This is a genomic window from Enterococcus sp. LJL120 (genome assembly GCF_054871765.1).
The window spans coordinates 57,777-72,368 of the sequence record NZ_JBTXLV010000009.1 but is presented as its reverse complement, the minus strand read 5'-3'; the positions used below and the strand labels follow the sequence as shown (position 1 = coordinate 72,368).

Sequence of the window (14,592 nt, the reverse complement as noted above, 5' to 3'; positions counted from 1 at the left end):
TGATGACACTTGAACAGTTCAAAAAAATCTTAATTTTAATGCCTCACCCTGATGATGAGGTGCTGTTGAGTGGTGGAATAATTTTTCAAGGGCTGCAGCTTAACAAGCAAGTAAAAGTTGTTCTAGCAACAACCGGGGACTATGACGCCCCGCATCGAGAAATCGGGAAAAAGCGAATGTTAGAAAGTATAGCGGCTTGTAAGTTGTTGGGACTTTCTGAGAATAAACTAATTTTTATGGGTTACCCAGACACTGGGATGTCCTATGGTAATAGCTTTTTATACAATTTATTTTTAGAACAAGACGCCTATGCTATTCATGATGGAAAAGCGGGCCGCTCTACATATGGACCTATTGGAAATGATTCTTTTCATGAGCTTTGGACAGGTGAAGCTGGCATGTATACGAGAACAACCTTCAAAGAAGATTTAAAACAAATTCTTATGAACGAGCAAGCAGATGCTATTTTTACTACTTCAGAATATGATTTGCATGGTGATCATGTTGGATTGTTTTGGTTTTTACAGGACGCCTTAGCAGAAATTCCTGATTATTCACCAACTGTCTATACTGGAATTGTTCATTCTTTCGATGGAGATGACAACTGGCCTTTAAGAAATCATCATGAATTAGCTTTTTCTGAACCAAAAACTCTAGCAGAAACTGACTTCATATGGAGTGAGCGCAAGGTATTTCCGATGCTACCAGAGATGTTAGCTGAACCTGCTGGAAATTTAAAGGCACAAGCATTAGCCAGTCATGTAACAGCAATGAAACCTGATGATGCAGCGTATCTGTCTGCCTTTGTTAAAAATGAGGAAATATTTTGGGAAGTGGGGGTTAAATAGTGAAAAAACAACAACGTATTTATCCAGTTGAGCCATGGATAGTTAGAGAGATTGGCTTTGATCCGAAAAATAATTATCGCAATGAGACAACCTTTTCATTATCGAATGGCTATATTGGCACTCGTGGTACTTTGGCGGAAAGCTACCCTTTTACAATTGATGAGGGATTAGAAGGTAATTTTATCAATGGTTTTTACGATAGCGACCAAGTCCGTTACGGAGAATGGAATTATGGTTTTCCTGAATGGAGTCAGAGTCTTCTAAATGTTCCGAATATGAAAAAAATTGGCGTGAGTATTGAAGATGAGTTATTTGATTTATTTACTGGAGACATTATCAGCTATGAACGTAAGCTTGACATGAAACGCGGCATTGTCTCACGGGATATTGTATGGCGTTCTCCTAGTCAAAGAGAACTCCAAATCCATTATGAAGAATTGGTTTCGCTGGAAAATAAACATTTGATGTTCCAGCTTTATGAAGTAACCCCTTTGAATTTTTCCGGCGAAATCAACTTCCATCTGAAACTTGACGGCAAAATTCAAAATCATACCCGCAAGACAAATCCCTTAGTTGACTATGGTCCCTTTGGGCAGCGGCTGCAACATAAACAGGTGAGTTTTTCAGATAATTTAATGTATTATCAAGGGACAACAAAACATAGCCAGTTATCCCTTGGCTGTGGTTGCAGTATTATGTTTAACCAACCTACTCTTGGTGAAGCAAATGTAATTGAAGAATCCTGTGAGGCAACGTATACCACACAAGGTAAAGAGCAGCAGACCATAAGACTTACCAAAGCACTGGCGTATGTTACTAACCAAGACTTGGAAAAAACTGATTTTAAGAATTTTATTCAAGAGACTTTAGCTGAAGCAACAGAGTTAGACTATTCATTTTACGCTGAGAAACAAGCTGAGCATTTTCAAAAATTTTGGGATTATGCGGCAATTGAAATTTTTGGAGATGAAGAGACAGAGCAAGGCCTGAGATTTAACATGTTCCACGTTTTTCAGCATGCTGGAAGAGACGGTCTACGGGGGATGCCGGCAAAAGGCTTAAGCGGTGAAGGATACGAAAGACATTATTTTTGGGACACAGAAATATACATGCTTCCATTATTCACTTATACGAATCCTGAAATCGCTCAAAAATTATTGAGTTATCGGTATCATACACTGCCAGAAGCTCGTGATCGAGCTCGGATTCTCGGTCATCAAAAGGGGGCATTGTATCCTTGGCGAACGATTAATGGGCAAGAGGCTTCGACCTATTTTCCTTTAGGAACTGCTCAGTATCATATTAATGCAGATATTGCCTATGCTTTTATGCACTATTATCGAATCACCGGAAACAGTGATTTCTTATTTGCAGAAGGCTGTGAAGTATTAGCTGAAACAGCTCGAGTATGGGCAGACGTCGGGAGTTTTTCTGAATACCGTAACAATCAATATTGTATTTGTGCGGTAACCGGGCCAGATGAGTACAACGCAATCGTTGATAATAATTTCTACACAAACTTGATGGCTCAGCAAAATCTTTATGATGCTTTAGAGGCATTGAAGCTGATGGCAGTAAATCGATCAGAAGCGTATCAGCAGTTGATTGAGAAGCTGGGGCTCACTGAGGAAGAGCTGGCAAATTGGAAATTGATTGCGGATAATATGTATTTTCCAATGGACAAAGAAAAAGGGAATCTACCTGCAAGATGATAATTATATGCTGAGAAAGCCGTTGAGTGAAGCGACTATTCCGGAAGAAAAAAGGCATCTACTATATGAAAATTACCATCCGCTTTTTGTTTGGCGTCAACGGATGAGTAAACAGGCCGATGCTGTTTTAGGACTATACCTACATGGCGATAAATTCACTTCAGATGAATTGGTGCAAAACTATGACTTTTATCAGAAAGTCACTCTGCATCATTCGTCACTCTCCACGGCAATTTTTGGGATTATAGCCAGTCAAATTGGTAAACTAGCTGAGAGCTATGCCTATTTTATGGATTCCGCTCGAATGGATTTGGATGATTACCATCATAATTTTTATGCTGGCATTCATGCTGCAAATATGGCTGGCACCTGGCAGTTTGTCGTCAATGGTTTTGGTGGGGTGAGGCTCAACGCTGGCAAGCTAACAATTGCACCGGTTTTACCAGAACAGTGGCAAGGATATCGCTTCAAACTTCAATACCAAAAAGGTGTATTTGAGATTGAGCGGACTAAAGAACAGACAAAAGTGACGTTAATTCACAGTAATCAACTGCAAGAGTTGACTTTTAATGGTGTAAGAATCTCATTAAAACAAGGAGAAAGCTATGTTCAAAAAATATAAAGCAATTTTTTTCGATTGGGATGGGACTGCCGTCTTATCCAGAAATGCTCCCGTTGATGAGATAATCGCCGCCATGAAGCAATTGCTTGAGAAAGAAATCAGATTAGTGATTGTAAGTGGAACCACGTATGAGAATATTGCAGGTGGCAAGTTACATGAGTATTTTTCGTCAGATGAACTGGCTAATCTTTATTTAGGTCTAGGACGAGGAGCCTACAATTATCAGTTTGAGCAAGGTAAACGGCAAACTTTTTCAGATAATTTACCGAAAGATCAAAGTGAATTGTTGTTGATTCATCAAATTTGTTTTGAGATTCATCAATCATTATTGCGGGATTATGGGATTGCCAGTGACATTGTGTTTTCAAGACCTAATTATTGTAAAATTGATATTTTGGTGAATCAAGACCGTGGAGAGCAACTTTTCTTTCAAGGAGAAGACTTGCAAAAAGTATTAGCTCTGTTGGAAAAGCATCAATTTGCGGGTTCGTTAGCTGATTTATTAGCTTATTGTCAGCAAATTTCTGTTAAGCAAGGCTTGCCATTGAAAATCACTAGTGATGCAAAATACTTAGAAGTTGGCCTCTCTGATAAAAGTGATAATGTCGATAGTATTCTGCAGCGATTAAATGAAAAAGCAATAACCGCTGCAGATTGCAGCTTTTGGGGCGATGAGTTTGTTGAATATGCTGACGGCTTATTTGGTAGTGATAGCTATATGCAGACAACAAAGGCTGCAGCAGGGGATTTCTTTGATGTCTCTGATGCTGTGGGACAACGGCCTAAAGGAGTTCAAGTGCTGGGCGGCGGTGTACCGACCTTTCTCAGTTTTTTTGCAAGAACAAACTAGGCTATAAGATAAGAATAGTTGGGCTTAAACAGGTGTCTGGAAATTATGCAGATATAAATGAGACAATTTAAATACCGGAAACCACAGGGCTATTTTTCAAAAATGAAAGATAGCTTTGCGGTTTTTCCTGCTCAATTAATCTCTGCTTGAAGACTGTTGAAATAATCATCAACCACCCTAGAGTACAAAAACCTTTTTTGTAGCTGGAAAGGTAAGGGAATTGTTATATAATTAAATTGTATATAGATGAGTTTGTGATATTAGTTAGAACAAAGCTGAACTTTTACGAAATATATCTAGTGAAAACCACTAGATATTGTCAATTTGCGATGAGGAGCTACTGAACCGCAGGAGCAAGTATCATATAGTTTGGGATTTCATCTGTTAATAAGACTAATATCATAGGTTACTTGGAAAGTTATTTTTAGTAGAAATGAAAGCGCAAACTAAAGAGTGGAACGAAAATTACTCTAAAATCTTTTTGGAGCATGGAGGATTGAAAGGGAGAGAAGTTTTAAGGGGGCTGAATTATGCGCAATATGTTGCTTGTTGATGACCAGAGGGAAGAGAGAAACGGCATCAAGTATTTGATTGAAAAATTTAATTTCCCAATCAAAACCTATGAGGCTGCCAACGGTTTAGAGGCATTGGAAATATTACAAAGTCAAAAAATAGATATCCTGCTTACGGATGTCAAAATGCCATTGATGGATGGTATTGCTCTTGTTTCACAAGTCAATCAAGATTTTCCACAGGTCATCAGAATCATTTTCAGTTCTTATGGGGAGTTTGATTATGCCAAAGGAGCCATGGAGGCCAATGTTAGATATTATCTTTTAAAACCAATCGAGATAGAGGAATTTGCTAAAGTAATTAATGAGGCTTTAAAGGAGCTGGCAACTCGAGAGCTTAAAGAAAAAAATCAAAGTCAAGAAGAGCTGACCCGCAGTCTAAGTCGATTGTTTATGAATTCAAAAATTGGGAATTGGCCTCTTCAAATTTCCAGTATTTTAGACGAATATTTACAAGAGAAACAATTGCAACTACTAGAATTGGACTTCCCAACAGAGCTAACTGAACCAGAGCGAAGCATGGTAATCAAACAGTTCGATCAATTCAAAGAAGCATCTAAATTTTATGTCAAAATTGATAATAAGACTCTCTTTATTCTGTTAGTCAGTACAAAAAAATTTGTCAAGGAACGAGTGAGAGATTTTGCTTCAAGAAGTATTATCCATTTGAAACAGACACAGAAAATTTACCCACGGATAATTGTCATGGAGGAGGTTGATCAACTGCCGCTTTTTTTACGAAAATTAACGAAGCTTGAGAAATATCATCGAGAATTTCTACTAGCCCAGAACCAGCTTTATCCAGAAACCGAGATTGAAGAGTATAAAGAGGATCGGCGCCCTTTTGATATTCACTTAGAAGCTTGCTTAAATGCGATAGGAAGAAAAGAAAATCATGAGCTGGCAGCAGCTTTCTCACAGCTTGCAAAGTTGATTGATAGACAAGTTATTTTGACTACTAGTCTAGCTCAGTAAATTTTTTTTGAGCTCAGCTCTACTCTAGAAAAAACCTATTTTAAACAATTGCCCAAAAGCTATAATACCGGATGGCAATCGATAACAGATTTTTCTCACTCTTTGATGAAGGTCACTGAATTTTACCAAGGCTTGGCTCAGCAAGGTCAGATTGATATTTCACGGCAAATTTTAAACTATATCGAACGTAACTATCTGCATGATATTAGTTTAGAAGACATTGCCAATGACTTAAACTTCTCTAGCAGTCACCTTAGTGTGCTTTATAAACAGGAAACCGGCCGGACCATCATGGGAGATTTAGCGAATTTTCGGTTAAAAAAAGCGAAGCAGCTACTAGACACAACAAATTTAAAAGTGATTCAAATTGCGGAAAAGGTTGGCTACAAAAACCATTCCTATTTTGACAGGGTGTTTAAAAAGCAATATGGTGTTACGCCGAATCATTATCGTAAAATGAAGTAACTATACTGGGGAGCAGGCCGATGAAATTTAAAAAGTGGTTTTTTCATAATGCAGGTTTAAGAACAAAATTGGTCTTGAGTTATAGTTTTTTGGTGTGCCTGCCGATAGTTTTAATCGGCTTTTTCTCATTTTACCTTTTTTATCAGGCAGCGGAAAAGCAGATTGTCAGTAATATGAGCAACAACATCAAAATTATGAGCAATGAACTTGCCAGTCAGCTAGAGGGGGAAATGAAAAATGTGAATTTTTTGGCATACAATAAAGAATTTCGCAATGATATTGTTGAATACCAAGATAATCCCATAGAGCTGGCAAGAATTTTAACTCAAAAAATCGAACCAACCTTTTCTTACTATTTGGCTAGTGATCAAAATATTAAAGAGATTGTCGTCTCTTCACCATATTTTAGTAGAGCCATCGGAAACTATTTTGTTCCAATGGAAGATTTAAATGAGTCGGCTATTGAAAGTAATGCAAAGGTCGTTTGGGATACAGTTGAGCAACAGCTTTACATTGATCGGAAAATTCTCGATGCCGCTTCCAGCACCCGGGTAATCGGCCACATCCGTTTTAATCTATTTCCGTCTTTTTTTAGCTACGCTTTAGCAAATGATAATATCGAGATGGGCAGCTTAGTTTTAACAGATGCTGCTGGAAATTTAGTTTATCAGCAGAGCACCGAGTCTATTGCAGAATCCATTATAGAGGATGTTCAGTTCGGTAAAAGTCAAGAGGTGGTGCAGGAGGGCTATTTCGTTAAAAAAATTGCGGTTGAAAATACAGATTGGCAGCTCGCTTACCTAGTAAGCAAGCAGGAAGTTACCGGGATTTTATGGCCAATTATTCAACAAACAATCTTGGTATTAATTATCTGCTTAATGCTTTCCATCATTTTAATTTCCTATTTGTCAAAACAAATTACGTCCCGTTTGTATCAATTGAGTGCAGATTCAGATTCAGTTGCCAATGGTGCTTTAAATAGTATAGAGTTTACTGAAGATCAAGATGAAATTGGTATTGTGACCAATAGTATTGCCAAGATGCAGCAATCACAGCATGAATTGACCGAAAAGCTGGTGACATCTGAAATTGAGCGTAGTGATGTCGAGAAAAAATCATTGCAGTCAATGATTCATCCTCATTTCCTCTACAATACCTTGTCCAGTATGAAGTGGAAGGCGATTTATCATGATGAGACAGAGATAGCCCAAGGACTTTCTTGGCTGGCAACTTTTTATCGAACTAGTCTCAACAGCGGCCATTTCTTCACCACAGTTGAAAATGAATTAGAGAACGTCCATGCTTATATTGACCTTCAACAAGTTATGCATGAGCAAAAATTCACGGTCAATGAATCTGTTGAGGAAGAGACATTAGCCTGCCGCATGCCTAATTTTCTGTTGCAGCCCTTGATTGAGAATGGTATTCAGCATGGCTTTGCAATGAATGATATGAAGGGGCTAGTGTCTATTTTAAATATCCGAATTTATTTGTCTGAAGACCAGCTGATAATTGAAATTGAAAACAACGGAGCAACCTTTGACCGTGAAAAGTTGGCAAGGGCCTTGGAACACAAGGGCAATGGATATGGCTTATATAATCTTCGACGGCGCTTAGAATTAGCCTATGGTGAAAGAGGACATATCTATTTTGAAGAAATAGCAGCCGATTTTACCAGAATCCGGATTGTAATCCCCAAAGAGAGTAATGAGAGTTAAAAGCCACAGAGAGAGTTTTATATAGAAAGGGCGAGCCAGCTTTAAGGGGTGTCAGCTGATACGTTACGGTAAACCTCTTTATGAATAATATGCTTCAAATAATTCATCTGTAAAAACTTGGCACAGCTATATGATAAGCGAATTGTTCTTATCAAACTGTTTAAATGCTGATTTCAGATAAAATCATAGTCAGAGCTTTATGAATTCATAAATAAACGAATCAGTTACTAGCAAATGCCAAGTAACTAATTTATTTTTGTTTATTTTTGGAAACAAATCTCTCCTCGATAAAAACTCGTTTCCACCGATGTTTTACGGGCCACAAATTCAGCAGAACAGCTACTATCAGTCAAAATAAAATTAGCTGGCTTGCCACTGGTTAAAAAATTGTCGGGTCCCATTGTGGTTTGTCCGGTGACCAGGCTTAAGGCTTCAGTCAAGGCTTCTTGCGTGGTGAGTTGGTAAATTTCTGTGTAACGGTTCAGCTTTTCTAAGACACTGCCATCTCCAAAAGGTGACCAAGAATCATCAATATTGTCACAACCTAAAGCAAGTTGTACGCCGGCTTGACGAATATCTTCCAGCGGTGGTCTAACACTATCTAGCGGCACGCTGGAAATCAGCGAGATACCCTGCTCTACCAGACCGTGGAAAATTTCTTGGCTTTCCTGCGGCGAAAAATCCTGTAGGCCATAGCCGTGGCTGATGGTGACGCGGTTTTGCCAACCGGCGTCTGCCGTTAAGGCCATCATTTTTTGATAGGTCTGCCGAGCAGCGTCGCCCCGCTCGTGGAGGTGAATATCAATGGGCACGTTGAACTGCGTTGCTAAGTCAAAAGTTTGCTGCAATGATTTTTCTAGATTGCCATCCAAAGAGAAAGGATCAACACCGCCAACGAGGATGGCGCCATTTGCCAAGGCGCGTTTCATCTCGTCGTAAGCTTCAGATAATAACAAACCATGCTGCGGAAAGGCGACCAGCTCGTAGCCAAATTTTCCCTGATACTTGGCTAAGACAGCCTGTGCCTGTTCTAAAAATTTTTGGCCAATTTTCGGGTGGACATCAATGTGGGAACGGAAAAAAGTGGTGCCATTAGCTAATTCCAGCTCAATCAAGCGGCTCATTCGGTCTTCAAATGAGGCATTGACCGCTGTTAAGTCGCTCATTTCCTGAGTAAAGCGCTCAACAATTGAGGCGGCCGGTTTGATTGGTGCCCAAGGCAGGCCGAGCTTGCTTTTATCAAAATGACAATGCATCTCACGAATCGCCGGCAGCACTAATAATCCTCGGCCATTAAAATCATCTTTAGCTGGCTCAAAATTTTGCGCTGGCCGGATTTCTGCAATTAAGCCATCCACCAGTTTAAGATCCACATTTTTAGTTGCTGTGCCAGAGGTAATGCCCGCCGTTTGTAGGTACTCTGTTTCAATTTTTACGTTGTAAAGCCATCTTGTTGTCATAATGCACCTCGCTTATTTTAAAATAACCAGTCAGTCAGTTGCTGAAAAACTTTTTGAACCTGTGAATTATCAGTATCCTTTAAAAAATCATGCTCCAAGTCATAAACAGGAACAAACTGACTGGCAGAAACTTGCTTAGCCAATTGCTTGCTGTAGTGAAAAGGCACTTCTAAATCATTCGTGCTAGCGCTGGTAAAGACCGGTGGCAGCTGTGAAAAAGTCGCCGCCGCCAGCTGGAAATCAGTCGCACTAGCTTGGTAATAGTCCAACAGCAAATTGTGCTGAATCCCATAAATATATAACAGTACCCGTCGCAAATTTGGGTCATCGTAGACTGGTTTGACCGTTTCGATTGCCCGCAAACTTTCCTCAGGAATTTTCGTTGGGAAAATGGCCCGCGGCGTTTCAACGAATTTCAAATCAGTATAGCCGTAGAAACTGACCAGTTGCTTAGGCAGTTTCTGTTTTTTTGCAATCAGTTTTTCCGTCAATAAAAGCATCAGATAAGCGCCGGCGGAACGGCCGCAAAAGACAAAATCTGCGTCAGCGATTTTCTTATGAATCTCAGTAAAAGTTTTTTCTAAATCAGCGAGGATTGCTGCCAACGAGCTGTTGGGAGCTAACAGATAGTCAACAGCCAACACAGCATAGCCCTGATCAAGAAAAATTTTTTGCAAAGCCTGCGGCATGTCAGCCTTCGTTCCATAAACGAGGCCGCCACCGTGGAAATAAATCAGATATTTGCTGGGACGATCAGCGGTTTGGGTAACGGAAACGTTAGCCCCGTTCGTAAGGTGCCAGGTATTATTCAAGTTGAGCCCTTCTTTTCTTTAGGTTGAACAGAGTTTCGGGAAAAAGAATTCAAGGTGATAGTTCCAATTAAGTTATCGAAGTTTACTATCAATAAATAGTCATGTGAGCTAATTAAAAAATTTTTTTCCCACTGTGAATTCTTTTCGTAGACTATAATTGAGAGCCTGATGATAAAAAAATACAATAATTTCTCAGCTCAAGACTTCACGTTTATCCTTGCGTTGAATCCATTTTAACAAATAGGGTATGATAGAGGGTAGAAAATAGTCCAGTAATTTTTGCGATATTAAGATAAGAATGATTTTTTTATGTCATTCAACAAATTCACTAAAGATTCTGGGCTTGAGATTAGGGACTGTAGGAGTGTTGTCGTAGCCATACTGCTCTGTCTCACGAGACTGCTAAAGCACAGAGATACAGGGAAATTCAGATAACTGTATTTGTGATAAAATTTTATGTTAAGGCCCTAGTTCCCACAATGGAGGTAAGCACCATGAGTCAACCTATTTTAATCAGCGATTATGTTTTTCCTTTAGATAAATTTGGCAAGGTGGGGAAAATCCACAGCCGCTTTGAGCATTCCTTCAATATTGAAGTCAGCGGCCAATTAATCAATGTCGCCAACTATCGTGAGTACCTTTCCTGTTATGGCATTTTTCTGCCGGATAATTTATTTGAAAAACAGTTGAAAAATTATCAGCAGGGGGATGTAGTGCGCTTACAGGAAGATGGCTTTGCGATTTATAGTCGTCAAGGTGTAGCCAAAATTGTTTTGGCAGATTATCAATTGGTTTCCTTGCAAATTAGTCAAGCCAACTTGCAGCAAGCAACCTTGCTGGCGTTGAAAACTATTTTAGAGGAGAAACAGCTGAGCCAACTTTTGGGGCTGGACTATCAGACAATTCCTGTTGACTTGCTGCCCCAATTAACTGGCGAGCTGCCATTGACGAATTGGCAGCCAATCATCGAATGGCTGATTGGTCGTGGAAAAGGCTTGACTCCGAGCGGGGATGATCTATTGACGGGTTATCTATTTTTATTGAAAATTGCGGGTCTACCGGATGTAGCTGATTTGCAACAGGCGTTGGTGGCATCCAAATTACCAACGACAGATATCAGTAAAAATTATTTAGAGGTCCTAATGAAGGGCTACGTCAGCTCACCTTTTTATCAGCTCTATCAAGATCTGCTTCAAGCAAGTTCTGCTGACATTTTGGCGCAGGACGTGGCCGCAATCATGAAAATCGGCCACACTTCAGGAAAAGATTTGAGCTTTGGAATTTTGCTGGGGATTTTGTTTGTGTTGAAGCAACGACACGGATAGTCTGATAATTTGAAAGGCTAAAAAGCGTCACAGATTTCCACTTGTTTGCAAGTGGGGAGACTGTGGCGCTTTTATTTTAAATGTAGAGCAAATGATTTTTTATCAAAGAACCTTTACTGATTGGCGATAACTTTGTTTGAGATTTTCCGGCAGCGCATCATCACTAATCAGTAGGCTGATTTTATCCAAAGGGCAGAAACGGACAATTGCTTTTTTGTCGAACTTGCTGTGGTCAACTAGGGCAATGGTTTTTTCGGCACTTTGAACAAACTCTTTTTTTAACTCTGCTTCATACAAACTGAAATCAGATAGGCCATCGACAGTCGAAATAGCGTAGCTGGAGGTAAAAAAGGCATCGACACTGAAATTATCCAAAATCTGAATGCCAATGGTGCTTTCAATTGCATTCGAATTGGCTTTGACAATCCCGCCGATAATCACCACCGTAAAATAATTGGATTCCTTCAAAAGATTGGCAGTCCGCAAGCCACTGGTCAAAATTGTGATCCGTAGCGGTTGATTCAACAATAACTTTGCTAGCTCGTAACAGGTAGAGCTGGCATCTAAAATAATGCAATCTCCCTCGTTAATTTGAGCGAGGGCTTTTTTTGCGATATTTTGCTTTTCGGTAATATTTTTCTTTTTACGAGTTTCGTATTCAGTGTCAACTTTCATATTTTGTTGATTATCAGTTAATTTAGTCGCTCCTCCATGGGTGCGGACTAATAAATTTTGCTCTTGCAAATCCTTTAAGTCAGAGCGGATGGTGACTGGAGAGACTTGGAATTCTTGGGCCAAATCTTCGACGGAGACAGAATTATCCCGCTCAATCAGTTGTAAAATCGCCTGTTTTCTTTCAGTTGCATACATGGGTGACAACTCCTTTCAACTTATTTCTTATTATACGAAGGTTTTTAGAAAAACGCAAGCTTTTTAGTTTCATTTGTTTTCGTTTAATCTTTAAATAAAAATAAATGAAAAAAACAGTTGACAAACGAACTTTATCGAAGTAATATGAAACCATAAATTACAGGTGGTGAAAGAATATGAAAGTAGGTTTAGGTGCAGACGTAAACGCTTTTGATATGAAAGAAGATGTAAAAGAGTATTTGGCAATGTTAGGTTATGAAGTAGTTGATTACGGAGTTTATGAAAAAAATGATACGGATTATCCGCAAATTGCGGCGACAGTTGCCCATGCGATTAAAGCTGGCGAAGTGGAGCGAGGAATTTTATTTTGTGGAACTGGTATCGGTATGGCGATTGCTGCCAACAAGGTTAAGGGCATTCGTGCAGCACAAACCCACGATGTTTACTCAGCAGAGCGGGCACAATTAAGTAATAACGCACAAATTATTACAATGGGAGCAAAAGTAATTGGTCATGAAACTGCCAAGACAATTGCCAGAGAATATTTAAGCAACGCCTTCACGATGAGCGGCAGCGGTAAAAACTCTGCCCGCAAGATTGATGAGATTATGGAAATGGAAAAAATTAGCTAGTCTAAAAAACAGGAGGCCAAAAATGAAATTCTTTTTAGATACAGCAAATCTTGCTGAAATCAAACGAATCAATGCATTAGGTTTAGTTGATGGCGTAACAACAAATCCAACGATTATTGCTAAGGAAGGTAAGGATTTTGAAACGGTTATAAAAGAAATCTGTCAAACGGTTACAGGGCCGGTCAGTGCAGAAGTAACTTCTCTAGATAGTGAGGGGATGATTAAAGAAGCTCGGGTCATCGCACAGTGGGCAGATAATATCGTAGTTAAAATTCCGATGACCGAAGAGGGTTTAAAGGCTGTTCATGTAATTTCACGAGAAGGTATTAAAACTAATGTCACTCTGATATTTTCTGCAGCCCAAGGATTAATGGCTGCTAAAGCCGGTGCTACCTATGTCAGTCCGTTTTTAGGCCGATTGGACGATATTGCTGCTGATGGGTTAAAATTAGTGTCAGACCTGCGGAAAATTTTTGATATTTATGACTATCAAGCTGAGATTATTGCTGCTAGTGTTCGCAATATTGGTCATGTTGAGAGCGTAGCCTTAGCGGGCTCACATATTGCTACGATTCCGGGTAGTCTGTTTCCTAAGTTGTGGAGCCATCCTTTAACAACTAATGGAATTGCCCAGTTTGAAGCGGATTGGCAGGCTTATCAAGCAGAGATGAAAAAATAAAAAGGCGACTTGGAGGAATAAGTTATGACTAAACCAACAGTTTGTATTACTATCGGCGATCCAGCTGGCATTGGGCCAGAAACCAGTGTTGAAACCTTGCAGCAAAAGGAAGTTTATGAACAAATGAAACCTTTTTTAATCGGCGCTGAAGGCACCATCCGTAAAGCAATGAAGTTAAAGGATTGTGATTTTAACTTAAATATTATTAGCGATCCTAGCGAAGGCGTTTATCAATACGGCACTATCGACTTGTTGACTACGGGGGAGTATGACTGTGATGCGATTGAATATGGTAAAGTTCAAAAGTTAGCAGGCCAAATGTCCTATGATTTTGTAATGAAGGCTATTGAATTAGGTAACGCTGGCAAAGTGGACGTGGTGGGAACTGCACCCATCCACAAAGAAGCAATCAAATTGGTTGGCGTTAAAGAAGAAGGACATACAGAGATTTTTGATAATAATACAGTGTCTGATTATGCATTAACCATGTTTCATGTACAGAATTTGCGGGTCTTTTTCGTCAGTCGTCACATGTCATTAAAAAATGCTTGTGATTATGCTACTAAAGAGCGCTGTGTGGAAAATCTCGAACATATTGATGAAGTGTTTGGTACGCTTGGCTACACCAATCCTAAAATTGCCTTAGCTGCTTTGAATCCCCACGGGTCAGATAATGGCTTATTCGGTGATGAAGAAGCCCGCGAATTAATTCCCGCTGTTAAAGAGGCTCAAGCCCGGGGGTTAAACGTTGTTGGACCGGTACCGGCAGACTCGGTTTTCCACTTGATGCGTCAAGGTCATTATGATGCTATTTTATCTTTGTATCACGATCAAGGACATATTGCTTGTAAGACACTTGATTTTGAACGGGCAGTCACGATTACTTGGGGATTACCATTTATGCGCTGCTCAGTCGATCACGGGACAGCGTTTGATATCGCTGGAAAAAATATGGCAAATTATATCAGTCTGATGGAATCTGTGATGGTCGCTTCTGACTATTGGAAAATGCAGGCAGACAATAAGGCGAAGGTAGCAAATTAAGGAGGACA

14 protein-coding genes are annotated in these 14,592 nt (G+C 39.7%); 11 read left to right on the top strand and 3 right to left on the bottom strand.

The window, feature by feature from the left end:
• The first annotated feature begins 2 nt into the window (after positions 1 to 2).
• The 7 genes from ACYSNU_RS14955 to ACYSNU_RS14925 all read left to right on the top strand — a co-directional run bounded on the left by ACYSNU_RS14955 (position 3) and on the right by ACYSNU_RS14925 (position 7,762).
• Positions 3 to 848 carry a PIG-L deacetylase family protein gene (locus ACYSNU_RS14955; protein ID WP_461737998.1) on the top strand — a complete coding sequence of 282 codons (846 nt, stop codon included), beginning with the start codon at positions 3 to 5 and terminating at the stop codon, positions 846 to 848.
• Positions 848 to 2,560, top strand: a complete 1,713-nt coding sequence (locus ACYSNU_RS14950) for a glycoside hydrolase family 65 protein (protein ID WP_461737997.1) — start codon at positions 848 to 850, stop codon at positions 2,558 to 2,560. Before ACYSNU_RS14955 ends, ACYSNU_RS14950 begins: the two co-directional genes overlap by 1 nt.
• 22 nt (positions 2,561 to 2,582) lie before the next feature.
• Positions 2,583 to 3,182 (top strand): glycosyl hydrolase family 65 protein, encoded by a 600-nt coding sequence (locus ACYSNU_RS14945; RefSeq protein WP_461737996.1) that lies wholly within the window; start codon positions 2,583 to 2,585, stop codon positions 3,180 to 3,182.
• On the top strand, positions 3,166 to 4,032 hold the full coding sequence (locus ACYSNU_RS14940; protein ID WP_461737995.1) for an HAD family hydrolase: 867 nt from the start codon (positions 3,166 to 3,168) through the stop codon (positions 4,030 to 4,032). Before ACYSNU_RS14945 ends, ACYSNU_RS14940 begins: the two co-directional genes overlap by 17 nt.
• Positions 4,033 to 4,562: 530 nt before the next feature.
• On the top strand, positions 4,563 to 5,579 hold the full coding sequence (locus tag ACYSNU_RS14935) for a response regulator (RefSeq protein WP_461737994.1): 1,017 nt from the start codon (positions 4,563 to 4,565) through the stop codon (positions 5,577 to 5,579).
• 105 nt (positions 5,580 to 5,684) lie between these two features.
• Positions 5,685 to 6,044: a helix-turn-helix transcriptional regulator gene (locus tag ACYSNU_RS14930; protein WP_461737993.1), complete on the top strand. Its 360-nt coding sequence runs from the start codon at positions 5,685 to 5,687 to the stop codon at positions 6,042 to 6,044.
• Between the two features lie 20 nt (positions 6,045 to 6,064).
• On the top strand, positions 6,065 to 7,762 hold the full coding sequence (locus ACYSNU_RS14925) for a sensor histidine kinase (RefSeq protein ID WP_461737992.1): 1,698 nt from the start codon (positions 6,065 to 6,067) through the stop codon (positions 7,760 to 7,762).
• 260 nt (positions 7,763 to 8,022) lie between these two features.
• Here ACYSNU_RS14925 and ACYSNU_RS14920 read toward each other — a convergent pair whose 3' ends face one another.
• The gene (locus tag ACYSNU_RS14920) at positions 8,023 to 9,222 is read right to left on the bottom strand and encodes an amidohydrolase family protein (protein WP_461737991.1); all 1,200 of its coding nucleotides are present in this window, start codon (positions 9,220 to 9,222) and stop codon (positions 8,023 to 8,025) included.
• Between the two features lie 17 nt (positions 9,223 to 9,239).
• Complete coding sequence (locus ACYSNU_RS14915) at positions 9,240 to 10,034, bottom strand: alpha/beta hydrolase (protein ID WP_461737990.1); 795 nt, start codon at positions 10,032 to 10,034, stop codon at positions 9,240 to 9,242.
• Positions 10,035 to 10,528: 494 nt separating this feature from the next.
• On the opposite strand from ACYSNU_RS14915, the gene ACYSNU_RS14910 reads away from it, so the two are divergent.
• Positions 10,529 to 11,359, top strand: a complete 831-nt coding sequence (locus tag ACYSNU_RS14910; RefSeq protein WP_461737989.1) for an oxamate carbamoyltransferase subunit AllH family protein — start codon at positions 10,529 to 10,531, stop codon at positions 11,357 to 11,359.
• A gap of 102 nt (positions 11,360 to 11,461) precedes the next feature.
• Here the strand turns inward: ACYSNU_RS14910 and ACYSNU_RS14905 are convergent, their stop codons facing one another.
• Positions 11,462 to 12,229, bottom strand: a complete 768-nt coding sequence (locus tag ACYSNU_RS14905; RefSeq protein ID WP_461737988.1) for a DeoR/GlpR family DNA-binding transcription regulator — start codon at positions 12,227 to 12,229, stop codon at positions 11,462 to 11,464.
• Between the two features lie 176 nt (positions 12,230 to 12,405).
• Here ACYSNU_RS14905 and ACYSNU_RS14900 point away from each other — a divergent pair, with 176 nt between their 5' ends.
• The 3 genes from ACYSNU_RS14900 to pdxA are packed head-to-tail and all read left to right on the top strand — an operon-like array spanning position 12,406 to position 14,584.
• Positions 12,406 to 12,861: an RpiB/LacA/LacB family sugar-phosphate isomerase gene (locus tag ACYSNU_RS14900; protein WP_461737987.1), complete on the top strand. Its 456-nt coding sequence runs from the start codon at positions 12,406 to 12,408 to the stop codon at positions 12,859 to 12,861.
• Positions 12,862 to 12,883: 22 nt separating this feature from the next.
• Positions 12,884 to 13,540, top strand: a complete 657-nt coding sequence (gene fsa, locus ACYSNU_RS14895; protein ID WP_461737986.1) for a fructose-6-phosphate aldolase — start codon at positions 12,884 to 12,886, stop codon at positions 13,538 to 13,540.
• A 24-nt stretch (positions 13,541 to 13,564) separates the two neighbouring features.
• Positions 13,565 to 14,584, top strand: coding sequence for a 4-hydroxythreonine-4-phosphate dehydrogenase PdxA (gene pdxA / locus ACYSNU_RS14890; RefSeq protein WP_461737985.1), 1,020 nt, complete (start codon positions 13,565 to 13,567; stop codon positions 14,582 to 14,584).
• Positions 14,585 to 14,592 lie beyond the last annotated feature (8 nt).